Annotated in this window: 18 protein-coding genes and 1 pseudogene; 9 read left to right on the top strand and 10 right to left on the bottom strand. The window is 70.5% G+C overall.

Annotation, left to right across the window (positions count from 1 at the left end):
• Positions 1–12 precede the first annotated feature (12 nt).
• Positions 13–579 (top strand): annotated as a pseudogene (locus I8N68_RS32680) (DUF4240 domain-containing protein).
• 3 nt (positions 580–582) lie between these two features.
• Here the strand turns inward: I8N68_RS32680 and I8N68_RS04155 are convergent.
• The 3 genes from I8N68_RS04155 to I8N68_RS04145 all read right to left on the bottom strand — a co-directional run bounded on the left by I8N68_RS04155 (position 583) and on the right by I8N68_RS04145 (position 3046).
• A complete protein-coding gene (locus I8N68_RS04155) occupies positions 583–984 on the bottom strand; it encodes a hypothetical protein (RefSeq protein ID WP_200207813.1) in 402 nt (133 codons plus the stop codon).
• A 433-nt stretch (positions 985–1417) separates the two neighbouring features.
• A complete protein-coding gene (locus I8N68_RS04150; RefSeq protein WP_200207811.1) occupies positions 1418–1825 on the bottom strand; it encodes an MmcQ/YjbR family DNA-binding protein in 408 nt (135 codons plus the stop codon).
• Between the two features lie 783 nt (positions 1826–2608).
• A complete protein-coding gene (locus I8N68_RS04145) occupies positions 2609–3046 on the bottom strand; it encodes a DUF6223 family protein (protein ID WP_200207803.1) in 438 nt (145 codons plus the stop codon).
• A 228-nt stretch (positions 3047–3274) separates the two neighbouring features.
• Here I8N68_RS04145 and I8N68_RS04140 point away from each other — a divergent pair, with 228 nt between their 5' ends.
• Both I8N68_RS04140 and I8N68_RS04135 read left to right on the top strand, forming a co-directional pair.
• Positions 3275–4405 (top strand): sensor histidine kinase, encoded by a 1131-nt coding sequence (locus I8N68_RS04140; RefSeq protein ID WP_200207801.1) that lies wholly within the window; start codon positions 3275–3277, stop codon positions 4403–4405.
• Positions 4402–5064, top strand: a complete 663-nt coding sequence (locus I8N68_RS04135; RefSeq protein WP_200207798.1) for a response regulator — start codon at positions 4402–4404, stop codon at positions 5062–5064. The genes I8N68_RS04140 and I8N68_RS04135 overlap by 4 nt, the downstream gene beginning before the upstream one ends.
• Before the next feature lie 195 nt (positions 5065–5259).
• Here the strand turns inward: I8N68_RS04135 and I8N68_RS04130 are convergent, their stop codons facing one another.
• The 6 genes from I8N68_RS04130 to I8N68_RS04105 form a co-directional block, all read right to left on the bottom strand.
• Entirely contained in the window at positions 5260–6036 is a 777-nt protein-coding gene (locus I8N68_RS04130; RefSeq protein WP_307812568.1) for a hypothetical protein, read from the bottom strand.
• Positions 6037–6671: 635 nt separating this feature from the next.
• Complete coding sequence (locus I8N68_RS04125) at positions 6672–7079, bottom strand: arsenate reductase ArsC (protein WP_200207796.1); 408 nt, start codon at positions 7077–7079, stop codon at positions 6672–6674.
• Positions 7080–7260: 181 nt separating this feature from the next.
• The gene (locus tag I8N68_RS04120; RefSeq protein WP_200207794.1) at positions 7261–8007 is read right to left on the bottom strand and encodes an aquaporin; all 747 of its coding nucleotides are present in this window, start codon (positions 8005–8007) and stop codon (positions 7261–7263) included.
• Positions 8004–8240 (bottom strand): hypothetical protein, encoded by a 237-nt coding sequence (locus I8N68_RS04115; protein ID WP_200207792.1) that lies wholly within the window; start codon positions 8238–8240, stop codon positions 8004–8006. Before I8N68_RS04115 ends, I8N68_RS04120 begins: the two co-directional genes overlap by 4 nt.
• On the bottom strand, positions 8233–8922 hold the full coding sequence (locus I8N68_RS04110) for an arsenate reductase/protein-tyrosine-phosphatase family protein (protein ID WP_200207790.1): 690 nt from the start codon (positions 8920–8922) through the stop codon (positions 8233–8235). Before I8N68_RS04110 ends, I8N68_RS04115 begins: the two co-directional genes overlap by 8 nt.
• 122 nt (positions 8923–9044) lie before the next feature.
• Positions 9045–9374, bottom strand: a complete 330-nt coding sequence (locus tag I8N68_RS04105; protein WP_200207788.1) for an ArsR/SmtB family transcription factor — start codon at positions 9372–9374, stop codon at positions 9045–9047.
• Between the two features lie 63 nt (positions 9375–9437).
• On the opposite strand from I8N68_RS04105, the gene I8N68_RS04100 reads away from it, so the two are divergent.
• Positions 9438–10547, top strand: coding sequence for a flavin-containing monooxygenase (locus I8N68_RS04100; RefSeq protein ID WP_200207786.1), 1110 nt, complete (start codon positions 9438–9440; stop codon positions 10545–10547).
• Here the strand turns inward: I8N68_RS04100 and I8N68_RS04095 are convergent.
• On the bottom strand, positions 10519–10896 hold the full coding sequence (locus I8N68_RS04095) for an ArsR/SmtB family transcription factor (protein ID WP_200207784.1): 378 nt from the start codon (positions 10894–10896) through the stop codon (positions 10519–10521). The genes I8N68_RS04100 and I8N68_RS04095 overlap by 29 nt on opposite strands.
• 85 nt (positions 10897–10981) lie before the next feature.
• On the opposite strand from I8N68_RS04095, the gene I8N68_RS04090 reads away from it, so the two are divergent.
• From I8N68_RS04090 to I8N68_RS04070, 5 genes are read left to right on the top strand one after another with little or no spacing between them, the layout of a single operon-like run.
• Positions 10982–11131, top strand: coding sequence for a hypothetical protein (locus I8N68_RS04090; RefSeq protein ID WP_200207782.1), 150 nt, complete (start codon positions 10982–10984; stop codon positions 11129–11131).
• 23 nt (positions 11132–11154) lie between these two features.
• Entirely contained in the window at positions 11155–11415 is a 261-nt protein-coding gene (locus I8N68_RS04085; protein ID WP_200207780.1) for a hypothetical protein, read from the top strand.
• On the top strand, positions 11412–12647 hold the full coding sequence (locus I8N68_RS04080; RefSeq protein ID WP_200207778.1) for a M28 family metallopeptidase: 1236 nt from the start codon (positions 11412–11414) through the stop codon (positions 12645–12647). Before I8N68_RS04085 ends, I8N68_RS04080 begins: the two co-directional genes overlap by 4 nt.
• Before the next feature lie 30 nt (positions 12648–12677).
• Complete coding sequence (locus tag I8N68_RS04075) at positions 12678–13004, top strand: ArsR/SmtB family transcription factor (RefSeq protein ID WP_200207776.1); 327 nt, start codon at positions 12678–12680, stop codon at positions 13002–13004.
• On the top strand, positions 13004–13501 hold the full coding sequence (locus I8N68_RS04070) for a GNAT family N-acetyltransferase (RefSeq protein WP_200207774.1): 498 nt from the start codon (positions 13004–13006) through the stop codon (positions 13499–13501). Before I8N68_RS04075 ends, I8N68_RS04070 begins: the two co-directional genes overlap by 1 nt.
• Positions 13502–13544 lie beyond the last annotated feature (43 nt).

Here is a 13544-nt window from a genome sequence, read left to right as displayed (position 1 = left end):
TAGGCTGACGCCGTGAACGTGGACGAGTTTTGGAACCTCATCGAAGCGTCGCGTCGCGCCGGATCGAAGCGGGACGAGCGTGAGGCATTCCTGCATGAGCGGCTGTGGCGCGCCCCTCGTCCTCATCTGCTCGACTTTGTGCAGCATCTCTCCGCGACTCGCGAACCGGCCAACACGTACCGGCTATGGCGCGCCGCCGGCATCATCATGGATGGGCGTTGCAGTACGGACTCGTTCCACTACTTCCAGATGTGACTTGTCGGGCTCGGTCGAAACGCGTACGAGGCCGCGATCGCCGACCCTGACAGCCTTGCCACCGTCCCAGAGGTACGTCGGCTGGCCTCCCTAACGAGGCCATGGCAGGACGACGACTATCCAGACTGGGAGGCGCTGGAGTACGTCGCGCTCGCGATCGGCGAGCAGCGCGCCGACATTGACGGCGACGTCCGCGACGTGCTCACTGAAGAGCGCGGCGTCCGCGTACGCATGGACCCGAACCCCGATGACGCCGAGTGGCGCCGATTGAACGCCGACGCGGTGTCCCGCCGATACCCCCGGCTGTGGGCGCTCTTCGGATGAAGGTCAGTTCAGTGAAGTGATGTCGAGTTCGACGGTGACGGGTGCGATGCCCATCGCGTTCCATTGCAGGGTCAGCGCGATCGGTCCAGCCGGAGGAGTCGGCCACAACCATGCGCGGTGCTGTGCGTGGACGGTGTTTCCCAGGACGCTGCCACCCTGCCAGTAGCCGGTGAAGCTGGACGCATTCGGCGGCAACAGCTCCGGTGCCGTCTCGACAGTCCGGGCCGTCGTCACGGCCGGGTGCCCCTCATACGCGACGCTCAGTCGGAGGCCGTCCTGATGACTGGTCGGTGGTCTACCGGGCCCGTTGAGGGACACAAATCCCTGGCCGACGATCCGTCCGATGCGACGCCACCGTTTCTCGTCCTGGTCCCCGCGGATGGCGTGCGCAGAGAGCTCGAACATCCAGCCCGTCGAGTACACGACGACGGCCGTCAGCGTGATCTCCAGCGTGGGTGTCCGTACCAGGACTCGACCACACGGCACGCGACGGTCTGCCTCGCCCCGCGGAGCGCTGTCCCACGGTGGCGGCCCAAAGACCGCCATGTCGCTGGGAGCCGATGTGATGGCCGACAGCTGGTCCCGCTCGGCGAACCGCCGGTACGCCCCGATTTGATCGGTCGCCTTGTAGATGATCGTCGTTTGGTCGGCTCCGGGCCAAACCTCGATCAGGTGGTGCTCGAAGCGCAGACGCGCTCCAACAGGACTTTTCGACCGAATGACGGCGGCTCGGGCTCGATGTAGGGCTCTCGATGAGTACTCCGGCCCACCCCGACGGCGATGTCTCGGATGCCGAGGACTGCTTCCGCCTGCGGCATCGGGCGAGTGCTACCTCGACCTACTGATCGGCTCTGCCCAGATCTGGGTTCAACGAATCGGTGCCGTTATCAAGGTCGTCGACGAGCGAGTCCGGGGCGCGCATGCGCCACGCGTCGGTGATGAGCTCCTTCAGGCGATCGACGTTCACCTGCGCCAGCCGCAGCATGACCAGGGGCAGCCCGTCGTACGCGGGCGTGGTGAAGAAGACCTCGGGCTCGCCGAGGAGTAACGCCTGCTTCTCCGCTTCGTCGCCGACGTACAGCACCGCGATATCGGTCCGAATGAGGCGCGACGTACCGGGTCTGCGCTCGGGGTAGGACCAGACAAACCCTTTGTCTGCGACCCGGAAGTCGAAGCCGTCACTGTCGATCTCGACTACGTGAGGCAGCGCCAGTGCCAGGTGGCGGACATCGTCGGCGTCACCCATCGAGGTTGCTCCAGGACACCGCCTCCTGCATACGCACAGGCTAACCGCTGCGCCGAACGCGACCTCCGCTGGCCGGCAGGACCCGACAGCGAGACGATCCGCCGGCAGCGGCAGAACCACCTGCGGACCGTGAGAAATCAATGGCAATCATCCGCTTAGCGCCTGGCGTGTCCTACGTCCGCTGGCTCGGTGAGCTCGGGCCGAGGTGCGGGTGGTGGCGTTGACCGGGCTGGTGCGGGTCGGCCAAGACGCCGATGTCGCCGGATACCTGGATGATGATGCGCCGTTGGTGCGGGCGGTGGCCCGGGACGCGGCGCCGAAATCGAAGGCGCCGAATCCGACCACACCTGGGAGTGGCACGAGCGAACCGTGGCCCGCCTCGTACGTAAGCGCCTGGGCGAGGAACCCGAACTGCTGGGCAGATGGGACTGCCATCCAGGTTGAATGGAAGCCCGTCCGAATGAGCGCGGCTGCATCCACGTGTCGTACTACTATCCGCGGCGCCCGAGCGCCGGCGCGGAATCTTGGGTCCAGTTCGTGGCTGTTCTCGACGTCCCCCCAGGCGACCCGGCGAACGTCGCCAACGACATCGTCAGAGAACTCTGTGACAGCGACCGGCGCCGGCAAGACCGGCTGGCCGGCGGTAGCCAGGCAGCCGCACAACAGCTCGGCTTCCGATGGCCACCGAAGGCGAACGCAGAATTGAATAATGCTGGCCCGCGACGCGGGCCAGCCACGGTTCGGTTGATCGTGGAGTCCCGGAACCATGGCCGGGTCAGTCGGTCAGCCGGTGCGGCGGGAGCGGGCCAGAGCCAGCCCACCGAGGACCATGGCGATCAGCCCCACCACCAGGGCCACGTAGGCTCCGCCTCGTCCGTTGCCGGTGCCGATGCCGCTGTCGGAGGTGGCCACAACCAGCCCACCGAGGGCGATGCCGATCACTCCCGCCACCAGGGCCATGGATGCTCCGAGTCGCCCGGTGCCGATACCACTGGTGGGGCGAGCCAGAGCCAGCCCGCCGATGATCACGCCGGTCAGCCCCAACAGGGCGGCCACGCTTGCTCCGAGTCGCCCGGCGCTCATGGTGTAAACACTGACGGCGGCCGGCTGGGCCGAGACGTGCGCGGCCGCCGGTGCGGCGAGCCCGAACCCCCCGAGCAGGGCGGCTGCGGCGGCGGTTAGCACCAGTCGGACTGACTTCAGGGCTCCTGATGAGTTCATGTCCCTCTTCTCTTTCGTGCGTCTGCTTCCGAGGTTTGGATGTCGCCTGATCATGTCGCTGAGCGCACCGCCGGTCGTCCAGCAGACGGAGGCAATTAGCGCTGCCGCCGATGGCGCACCCGGCTGCTGCAGACGCCGCAGGCGCCGCCCAGGTACTGCGTGTGCGGTAGGCGACCGCTCGTCCGTGAGCAGGAGTCGCCCGCAGCAACATCCGGCTAAGGTGCGCGCATGAGCACAGGACGGTCCGGTGTCCGGGCCGGTGTCAGAGACTGGGCGATCGCCGTTTGCGTCGCGGCGACGCTGCTGGTCGCCGGGCTGTCCGGGAACCACTCCACCACGGATTTCGACCTACTCGGCTACGCGCTGTTGGCGGCCGGCGGCCTGGCTCTGGCCGCGCGCCGCCGGGCTCCGGTTCTCGTCCTGGCCGTCACCGGGGTGTGCGCGGTGGGTTACCAGGCGGTCGGTTTTGACGTGCCCGCCGTCGCGTTCCTGTTCGCGGTGTACGCCGCCGTGCGAGCAGGCCACCGCATCATCACGGTCGTGGCGGCTGTGATGATGCTGGCCGCTCTCCCGCTCGCGGCCCTCGCCCTGCCCCAAGACATGCCCGTGGGCGAGGCGCTCGCACGGGCCCGGGGCGCCCTCGAGCTGGCCTGGCTGGTCGCCGCCGGTGCCGCGGGTGAAGCGCTGCGGCAGGCCGAGCGGCGGGCGGACGAAGCCGAGCGCACCCGGGAGGAGACCGCGCGGCGCCGCGCCGACGAGGAGCGGCTGCACATCGCGCGGGAGCTGCACGATTCGCTCACCCACCAGATCTCGATCATCAAGGTGCAGGCCGAAGTAGCCGTCCACCTGGCCCGCAAGCGTGGTGAACAGGTACCGGAGACCCTGCTCGCGATCCGGGAGGCCGGTCGTGAGGCGACCCGAGAACTGCGAGCGACCCTGGAGGCGCTGCGCGACGACGGCAAGACCCCGCCGCATGGGCTCGACCATCTGCCGGAACTGGTGGAACGGGCCCGTATGACCGGCCTGGACGCGACGTTGACGATCGAAGGAGAACGACACGACGTGCCGGCCGCGGTGGACCGGACCGCCTACCGGATTGTTCAGGAGTCCCTTACCAACATCGCCCGTCACGCCGCCGCCGCTACGGCGTCGGTCCGGATCGACTACCGTCCGGACGCCCTCGCGATCCGAGTCGATGACGACGGCAAGGCCATGCCGGACACCACCCCGATCCCCGGCGTCGGGCTGCTCGGGATGCGCGAACGAGTCACCGCCCTCGGTGGTCGCCTCCGCGCGGAACCACGCAACGAGGGCGGCTTCACCGTCCACGCTGAGCTCCCCGTGGGCCGAACGTCATGATCCGCGTTCTGCTGGTCGACGACCAACCGCTCCTTCGCAGCGGCTTCCGCGCGCTCCTCGACGTCGAAGAGGACATCGAGGTGGTGGCCGAGGCCGCCGACGGTAAGGAGGGCCTGGCTCTCGCCAAGGAACACCTGCCCGACATCGCGCTCATCGACATCCAGATGCCGGTCATGGACGGCATCGAGGCGACCCGGCGCATCGCCGCAGACCCGACCCTGGCCCGGGTGCACGTCGTCATCCTGACCAACTACGGCCTTGACGAACACGTCTTCCACGCGCTGCGCGCCGGCGCGGCCGGATTCCTCGTCAAGGACATCGAGCCGGAAGACTTTCTGCACGCCATTCGCGTCGCCGCGCGCGGCGACGTCCTGCTCGCACCATCGATCACCCGCAAGCTGATCAACCGGTACGTCACCGAGCCGCTCCACACAGGCGCCGACGCGAGGCTGAAAGGGTTGACCAACCGCGAACGCGAGACCGTCGCCCTCCTCGCGCAGGGCCTGTCCAACGACCAGATCGCCGAACGTATGGTGATCAGCCCACTGACCGCCAAGACCCATATCAACCGGGCCATGGCCAAGCTCCACGCCCGTGACCGCGCCCAACTCGTGGTCCTCGCCTACGAATCCGGCCTGGTAGCCCCACGCAACCGATGACATCGACGGCCCGCAGGGGCCAAGGCGCCTACTCGTGCCGGCGATGCACGACGCGTCACCGATGCGCTCGACACCGGTCGGCGCCTGCTGGCTTGCTCCTCGGCCTCAGTCGGCCGGACCACGAAAGGACGTGATGGCCGTGAGGGCGGCCGGGAGCCGGCCTTCTAACCAGGCCGATCGGGCGCCCTGCTGTGGTCACGATTGTGGTGAGGGCTGCGACAGTTCGCCGACCTCGGAGCGTGGCAGGTGGGTGCAGTGCGCAACCGTGGCGTCGTCAGGGACCCGAGCATCGGGGCCTGCGGAGGTGCGGGCTTCGGCCTGCCGGACGCGGCGGATGACATCCGCCGGCCCGCCAGCGGCGAGCAGTTCCAGTACGCCGGGCCAGTCGGTCAGGCCGTACGGGCTGACGATGCGGCTGGCGCCATTGCTGAGCAGCGCGACGCTGTCCAGGTCATGAAGGGGCCTGCTGCCGGTTACCGCTTCCTCCGCCGCGTGCGGATCGTCCTTGGCGATCCAGTAGCCGCCCGGCTGGTTCCGGCGAGCCCGCAGCGCCTCGACGCAGGAGTCTCGGATGCGGTCGTACTCCGGTGTTCCGCTCGGAACGCCATCCAGGGACGCTGAGCAGATGCGCCTGGTGGTGACCTCACGCTCGTCGGTGATGACCTGCGGGCCACCGCGGACCGGGTCGAGGACGAGGAAGGAGTCCGCGAGCAGGAGATAGTCCAGGCGGCCCCGGTGGGCGCGGACCATCACCACGGTCGCCTGCGGGCTGCTGGGGTTCGTGATGTCGCAGGCGCCGCGGTGATCGGCGGCTATCTCGCCGATCGTGGTGGCGAGGATCGCCGCGAGGTCTCGCCCGTCGTCACGCGACAGCCGGCCGAGCAGCGCGCCGCCGAGACGGTGCGTATACCAGGCGACACCGTGGGAGCAGATCGACTCGGTTCCCGGGATGCCGGCGCCGTCCAGCAGCACCGCAGCGCCGGGAACAGCGCCAGCGAAGTCCTCGTTCGGCTGGCCGGCCTTACCGGCGCTAGTCGCCATACTGACGCGCACTCATGGGCTCCTAACCTGCGGATTCGCGGGTGAGGTCTTCCGGCGATTGCCAGCAGCCCTCGGCCGCGACCGTACTGCCGGAAGCTGAGTTCTACGACTGCGCGGTGACGGGATCGAGGTCGAGCCGGTGGAGCCGATGTCCGTCCGCCGCCTTGGCGGGATTCGGGTGTGCGGCGGGCGTCGACAACCGCGATGCCGAACAGGACGACGGCGGCGGTGACCCCAGCGGTCAGCGGCGGAGCGGCCAGTAGTGGTGCACCGGTGGCGAGGAGAACACCGATACCCACCCAGCGGCGTAGGTGGTGCATTGTCCTCAAGGGAAAGCCCAGTGGTTGAGGCGCAGGCGCTCGGGGAGTTCGTAGGCGCGGCGTTCGTCGAACGGGCGCCGTTCGGCGACGCGAAGTCCTCGCTGCGCCCGTAGCCCAGGTACGGCGGCGGTGTATCCGGCCGGTCCGGAGCCGATGATGATCAGGCGGTGCGGGTCGGACACGAGGGGCTCCGGCTCAGGGTGTCACCGCCCGCCAGCAATCGCCGGCGGGCGGTGAGGGGGTTGGTCAGGCGGGGGGTCGCAGCTCGGCGAGGAGCTGCTCGACCCGGGTGCGGATCTCGTCGCGGATGGGGCGGACGGCCTCGACGCCCTTGCCGGCGGGGTCTTCGAGCTTCCAGTCCTCGTAGCGCTTGCCCGGGAAGACCGGGCAGGCGTCGCCGCACCCCATGGTGACGATGACGTCGGAGGACTTGGCGGTCTCGTATTCGAGGAGCTTGGGGGTCTGGCCGGTGATGTCGATGCCGACTTCCCGCATGGCCTCGACGGCGGCGGGGTTGACCGTCTCGGCGGGGGCGGAGCCGGCGGAGCGGACCTCGACGGTGTCGCCGGCGAGGTGGCGCAGCCAGCCGGCGGCCATCTGGGAGCGGCCGGCGTTGTGCACGCAGACGAACAGGACGCTGGGCTTGTCGGACATCAGGAGCCTTTCTGGCGGTGCCGGTCGCAGGGCCGGTTCACCGACGCCTCCGGGTGGGCTGTGGGCAGGGACCAGCGGGGATCGCTGTTGCGGTCGAGCAGCCGGTAACGGCCGGCCGACCGCGGCGGATTGACCAGTTCGCGGTACGACCTGTCGGCTCCACCGTGCTCCGGGTCGGTGCTCATGGGCGGTGGTCGAGCGCCGGATCGCGCTCCTCGGTCGGCACGACGACCTGGTCGGCGGCCTCCCCGGCGTCGGGGTAGAGCGCAGCCAGGAGACCGATGCCGACGGCGAGGCCGACGAGCTGTGCGATGACGAAGCCGGGCACCGAGGCGGGCGCGATGCCGGCGAAGGTGTCGGTGAACGCCCGGCCGATGGTCACCGCGGGGTTGGCGAACGAGGTCGACGAGGTGAACCAGTAGGCGGCGCCGATGTAGGCGCCGACGGCGGCCGGGGCGACCGGGGCGCGGCCGGAGCGGGCGAGGGCAAAGATCAGCAGGATCAGACCGGTGGTGGCGACCACCTCACCGAGCCAGAGGTGCCCGGCGAACCGGTCCTTGGCGGAGAAGTCGACGGCGGTCAAATCGAACATCAGGTTGGCCAGGATCGACCCGCCGATCGCGCCGGTGACCTGGGCGGCGACGTAACCGCCGAGGTCGCGGCCGGTCAGGCCGGTGCCGGTGCGGCGGCCGAGGAACCAGTCCGCGGCGGAGACGACGGGATTGAAGTGGGCGCCGGAGACCGGGCCGAAGATCAGGATCAGGGCGGCCAGAGCGAACGCGGTGGCGATCGAGTTCTCCAGCAGCTGGAGGCCGACGTCGCCGGGGGAGAGCGTGGTGGCCATGATGCCGGAGCCGACCACGGCGGTGACCAGCAGCGCGGTGCCGGTGAACTCGGCCAGCAAGCGCCGCCGGAGTGCGATGGTCATCGGTCTGTTCTCTCCCATTGCAGTGAGGTCGCGGGCCGCGTGTCGGCCTGCGTGGTCTGACGGGTGGCGGGGACGTGCAGTGCGTCGAGGAGCCGGCGGACGCGGCGTGCGATCTCGTCGCGGATCGGCCGGACTTCGGCAAACTCGGCGGCGAGGCGGGTCGCGGCGGTGCGCAGCGCGAGCTGCTGGTCGACGGAGAAGCCTTCGCGCAACTGCGGGCTGGTGTCAGTCATGACGGTCTCCGGAATTGATGACGGGGGCGAGCCGGTCGACGCGGGCGGCGAGGTCGGTGAACGCGGCCTCGAACGCGGCGTCGGTGTCGACGCGGACCGGGTCGGGCACCGACCAGTGCAGCCGGGGCCGGACCCGGCCGGTGAGTTCCTCGTGGGCGTTGTCGCAGACCGCGATCACCAGGTCCCCGTCGTGCGCGACCTGGTTGAGGTGGGCGGTGCCGGTGGGGTCGAGGTGCAGTCCGTGGCGGTGGGCCACGGCGACGGCGCGGGGGTGAACCCGGGATGCGGGCTTCGTGCCCGCGGAGGCTGCCGGCATGCCGGCCCGGCTCGCCCACAGCGCGGCGGCGAGTTGGGAGCGGGCGGAGTTGCGGGTGCACACGAACACCACCCGGCCGACGTCGGTCAGCGGGGGCGGAGTCAGCGTGGCCAGCGTTTCGGGCCGTAGACGGAGGTAGGTGCGGCGGCGGTCGCCCTCGGACCGGCCGCGGACGACCAGGCCGGCCTCGGTGAGGACCTTGACATGGTGGGCGACCAGGTTGGTGGGCATGCCGAGGTCGTGGGCGATCTCGCCGGGGGAGGCGTCGCCCAGGGTGAGCGCGTCCACGATTGCCAGGCGCGCCGGATCGCCGAGCGCGGCGTGGATCCGAGCGCGCCCCTGCAGGGAAGCAAACTCAGTAGTCATTGACTCAACTATCACTGAGCAAATGGGAAGCTGTCAAGCGGGAGTGAGTCGGTGGTCGTTGGGTGCGGATCGGCGCGCCCGCTCGGGCGGCCGGTCGAAGCCGCTCGATGGTGAGGGTGCGGTCAGCAGCAGGTCATCAGGTACGACTGCAGCTCTGCCAGCGCCGCGAGTGTGCCGTCGCGGTCGGCCCGGTAGTACACGGTCTTGCCGTCGCGCCGGGACGTCACCACCCGCCCTCGGCGCAGCAGGGTCAGTTGCTGCGACGCGGTCGCCTGACTGATGCCCGTGCGCTCGGCCACCTCCCCGACCGACAGTTCGGCGCCCTTCGCGAACAGCATCATGATCCGCTGTCGGGTCGGGCTGCCCAGCGCCTTGAGGAACTCCTGCGTGTCCGGTCCCAACCCGTTCTGTCCGGCGCCGGGTGTCTCGGCTCTGGGCGTTGGCTGGTCCATGTCTCCTACCCTCCCGCACCATCATCATATTGTCATTCAACAAAACGACGATATGATGTTGAGGTGAGCACCTCCTCCGAACCTGTGATCATTGTCGGCGGCGGCCAATCCGGTCTCGCCGCCGCTCGTGCCACCCTGTCCGCGGGCCTGCGCCCGGTCGTTCTCGAGGCGGGCGCCGAGCCGGTCGGCTCCTGGCCGGCCTACTACGACAGCCTCACCCTGTTCTCCCCGGCCCGATACAGCGCGCTGCCCGGCATGGCGTTCGGTGGGGGAGATCCCGACCGCTACCCGGCTCGCGACGAGGTCCTCGCCTACCTGCACCGCTATGCGGGCAGCGTCGACGCCGACATCCGCACCGGCGTCCGTGTCACCGCCGTGCACCCCCGCCCGAGCGGCGGCTACCTGGTGAACACGAACGCCGGCGATCAGATCGCGGCCGCAGGAGTGGTCGCTGCCAGCGGCTCCTTCGGAAACCCGTACCTACCCAAGCTTTCCGGCCAGGACGACTACGCCGGCGAGGTGCGGCACGTCGCGCACTACCGACGGCCCGAGCCGTACGTCGGCAAGCGGATCATCGTGGTCGGTGCCGGCAACTCGGCTGTCCAGGTGGCGTACGAACTGGCGCCGCTGGCGAGAGTCACCCTGGCCGCCCGGGCGCCGATTCAGCTCGTGCCCCAGCGCATCCGCGGCCGGGACCTGCATCACTGGCTCCACGTGACGGGCGCGGACCGCCTGCCGCGCTCGGTGCTGACCCGCCTGGTCCGCCACGCCGCCGTGCTGGACACCGGCGTCTACCGCGACACCCTCGCCTCCGGCCTGCTCGCCCGCCGAAAGATGTTCACCGCCTTCACCCCCGACGGCGTCACCTGGCCCGACGGGACGTCCGAGCCGGTCGACGCGGTGATCTTCGCAACCGGCTACCGCCCGAACCTCGCCTATCTCGCCCCACTCGGAGCCGTGGAGCTCGGCGGCATGCCTCAGCAGGTGGGCGGCATCTCCACCACCCACCCCGGCTTGGTCTACCTGGGGCTGGAGCTCCAGCGGTCGTTCTCGTCGAACACCCTCCGCGGCGTCGGCCGCGACGCCACCCACGTCGTCACCGCCCTGGCCGAGCACGTGCGCGGCGCGGGGCGCCGGCCACGGTTTACGCGGCGGTTGCCGGTTCGACGGTGAGCAGTGCGGCGAGCTGGCGCAGGATCGCCGGCCGAGCCCGGTAGTACACCCAGGTGCCCCGCCGCTCGGCATCGACGAGGCCGGCCTCGCGGAGCGTCTTCAGGTGATGCGAGATGGTCGGCCCGGTCAGGTCGAACGCGGGGGTCAGGTCACAGACGCACGCCTCCCCACCTTCGGCGGAAGCGATCATCGACATCAACTGCAGCCGCACCGGGTCGCCGAGCGCCTTGAACGCGGGGGCGAGGACGGCGGCGGTCTCGGCCGGCACCCGGCGCTGCGCCAGCGGCGGGCAGCACGGCGTATCGGCGGTGAGGTCGATGACGGGTAGCGACGCCGCTTGCTTTGACATGCCTCTAGGTTGACAGATGTCTAAGCAGCGTGCAACTCTCTGATTCGACGGACGTCTAGACAGGCGTCGTGGGAAGGGGATCGTCATGTTCGACAAGGCTCGGCGGTCGGCGGCAGCCAAGGCGGGAGCGCGGTTCTGCGACTCCTGCGCCGAGGTCTCCACCTCGGCACAGCGGGTGGAGCGTCGCTACGACCGCGCCCGCACCAGCGCCTACACCCTGATCGGCCCTCGGTAACCCCGGATCGGAAAGGACGTGTGATGAGTGAGAACACCCAGACCGCCCCCGCGACGACGGGCGGGTTCGCCGGCGATCCGGCCGCTGCCCTGGCCGTGACCGGCTCCGGTTCCTGTTGCGGCAGCCCGGCCCAGGCGGTCGGCTCGATCCTCCCGCCCGCCGGCGAGGCGCTGACCGCGGGACCGTGCTGCGGCACCGCACAGGCCGCCGAAGCGGCGGGCTCCTGCTGCGGTACCGAGCCGAAGACCGAAGCCGTGAACGCGGGTCAGGGGTGCTGCGGATGACCCCGCCGTCGGGATCAGCCGGCGTGGACGCGATCCTCGCGAGAGTGTCAGCCGGGCGGATGGCCGCCACTGTTACCACCCTTGCCTCGGATGACTTCACCGGCCGGCGGGTCGGCACGGACGGCGGGGCCGCCGCCCGTGCCTGGCTCGCCGGCCACCTCACCGCGCTCGGCGCCACGGTCGACACCGACGAATTCCCGGTACGCGCCGTGCCCGAGGTGTACGCGGCGCCGACCGTGGTGTGGGGCGAGGGCTCCGCCTCGACACTGCTCGTCTTCGGCCGGCAGGTCGCGGTCCACTCGGCCTCCTGCGATGCCAACGAGGTCAGGCGCGGCCCGTTGGGCGTGGCCGGGAGCGGCGACCCGACGCACCGTTGGCTGGTGGTGCCCACGGGCATGAGCCTGTTCGACGCCTACGCAGACGCCCAGGGCGCCGCCGGCCTGCTCGTGAGCCGCGCCGTCGACGCCGACGGCTGGCAGTACACCACCCTTGCCGGCCCGGACCCGGGACCGCTGCCCATCCTGGCCCTCGGCGCGGACACCCACCGCGCCGTCCTCGCCGCCGCCCCCACCGGTAGGGGCTGGTTGAGCGGAAACACCCCGTTGCGCCGTCGCGACGTCACCGGCACCAACATCCACGCCACCTTCCACCCGGCGCCACCGGGCGGGGTCGACCTGCTGCTGACCGCCCACTACGACGGCGTCGGCGACCACCCCGACCTGCGCCAGCCCGGCGCGGCGGACAACGCCAGCGGCGTCGCCGTGGTCCTGGAAGCCGCCCGGATCCTGTCCGCCGCACGGCCCCCGGGGGTGGGGCTGTGCGTCGCGCTGCTCGACGCCGAGGAGGTCGGCGCGCTGGGCTCCGCCCACCACAGCCGGCGGCTGCGAGCCAGCGACGCTCACCCCCTGGTCATCAACGTCGACGGCGCCGGCCTGCTCGACAAAGCCGCCGCGGTTGAGGCTGGCGGGCCAGCCCACGCGCTGCTCGCCCTGCTCGACCAGGCCGGCCGGCACACCGGCGTCCCCCTCGCCGCCGGACCGGTCGCCTCCGACAACCGCCGCTACGCCGCCGCCGGCCTTCCGGCGGTGGGCATCGGTGCCGGCATGGGCGGCTACCACAGCCCCGCCGACACCCCGGACCGCGTCGATCCGGACACGCTCCGGGCGATCGCCCGCCTGGTTGTCGCCACCGCCTGCCTCGCGGTGCCGGCGCCCGCTACACTTCCATCGTAAATCGGCGATAGACGATAGAAGGAGGCGGATGTGGACGAGCTGCTCGACCGGGCGACCGCACAGACGTACGCGTCGTGGTTCCGGGCCCTCGCGGATCCGACCCGGGTGCAGATCGTCGAATACCTCGCCCGCCACGCCCGGCCGATGAGCGTGGGCGAGATCGTCGCCGCGGTCGGCCTGGCCCAGTCCACCGTCTCCCAACACCTGAAGATCCTCACCGAGGTGCGGTTCGTCCTCGTCGAACCGGTCGGCACGGCCCGCCACTACCGCATCAACGACGCCTGCGTCGGTTGCTTCCCGTCGGCCGCCGACGTCGTCATGGGCCGACCCGCCCCCAACCCGAACGGAGCCTTCTGATGGTCGACCTCACCGTCCGCCCCATGACGGCCGACGACGCCGACCGGGTCCTGGCCATCTACCAGGCGGGCCTCGACGGCGGGCACGCCAGCTTCGAGACCACCGCACCCAACTGGGCGGCGTTCGACGCCGGGAAGCTGCCCGCGTACCGCTTCGTGGCCGTCGACGGCGACGACAGGGTCATCGGCTGGATCGCCGTCTCACCGACCTCCACCCGCGCCGTCTACGCCGGCGTGGTGGAGCACTCCGTCTACGTCGACCCCGCCGCGCAGGGCCGAGGCGCCGGCCGGCTGCTCCTCGATGCGGTGATCGCCTCCACCGAAGCCGCCGGCATCTGGACCATCCAGTCCGGTGTCTTCCCCGAGAACACCGCCAGCCTCGCCCTGCACCAGCGCGCCGGCTTCCGGATCATCGGCACCCGCGAACGCGTCGGCCGCCACCACGGCCGATGGCGCGACGTCGTCCTGCTCGAACGGCGCGGCCCCACCATCACCTGACCAACCCTTGGCCCCGAAGCGGGCCTGCATCCAGATTTGATTC

The sequence above is a fragment of the Micromonospora coerulea genome (assembly GCF_016598485.1).
In the GTDB taxonomy this organism is placed as follows: Bacteria; Actinomycetota; Actinomycetes; order Mycobacteriales; family Micromonosporaceae; genus Micromonospora; species Micromonospora coerulea.
The sequence above is the reverse complement of the archived record's forward strand: the minus strand, read 5'-3'. Positions and strand labels throughout refer to the sequence as shown.

Coding starts and splice junctions, on each gene's coding strand:
- I8N68_RS04155 (WP_200207813.1), bottom strand. CDS start 984: ATGTTCGAGCTCTCTGCGCACGCCATCCGCGGGGACCAGGACGAGAAA.
- I8N68_RS04150 (WP_200207811.1), bottom strand. CDS start 1,825: ATGGGTGACGCCGACGATGTCCGCCACCTGGCACTGGCGCTGCCTCAC.
- I8N68_RS04145 (WP_200207803.1), bottom strand. CDS start 3,046: ATGAACTCATCAGGAGCCCTGAAGTCAGTCCGACTGGTGCTAACCGCC.
- I8N68_RS04140 (WP_200207801.1), top strand. CDS start 3,275: ATGAGCACAGGACGGTCCGGTGTCCGGGCCGGTGTCAGAGACTGGGCG.
- I8N68_RS04135 (WP_200207798.1), top strand. CDS start 4,402: ATGATCCGCGTTCTGCTGGTCGACGACCAACCGCTCCTTCGCAGCGGC.
- I8N68_RS04125 (WP_200207796.1), bottom strand. CDS start 7,079: ATGTCCGACAAGCCCAGCGTCCTGTTCGTCTGCGTGCACAACGCCGGC.
- I8N68_RS04120 (WP_200207794.1), bottom strand. CDS start 8,007: ATGACCATCGCACTCCGGCGGCGCTTGCTGGCCGAGTTCACCGGCACC.
- I8N68_RS04115 (WP_200207792.1), bottom strand. CDS start 8,240: ATGACTGACACCAGCCCGCAGTTGCGCGAAGGCTTCTCCGTCGACCAG.
- I8N68_RS04110 (WP_200207790.1), bottom strand. CDS start 8,922: ATGACTACTGAGTTTGCTTCCCTGCAGGGGCGCGCTCGGATCCACGCC.
- I8N68_RS04105 (WP_200207788.1), bottom strand. CDS start 9,374: ATGGACCAGCCAACGCCCAGAGCCGAGACACCCGGCGCCGGACAGAAC.
- I8N68_RS04095 (WP_200207784.1), bottom strand. CDS start 10,896: ATGTCAAAGCAAGCGGCGTCGCTACCCGTCATCGACCTCACCGCCGAT.
- I8N68_RS04090 (WP_200207782.1), top strand. CDS start 10,982: ATGTTCGACAAGGCTCGGCGGTCGGCGGCAGCCAAGGCGGGAGCGCGG.
- I8N68_RS04085 (WP_200207780.1), top strand. CDS start 11,155: ATGAGTGAGAACACCCAGACCGCCCCCGCGACGACGGGCGGGTTCGCC.
- I8N68_RS04080 (WP_200207778.1), top strand. CDS start 11,412: ATGACCCCGCCGTCGGGATCAGCCGGCGTGGACGCGATCCTCGCGAGA.
- I8N68_RS04070 (WP_200207774.1), top strand. CDS start 13,004: ATGGTCGACCTCACCGTCCGCCCCATGACGGCCGACGACGCCGACCGG.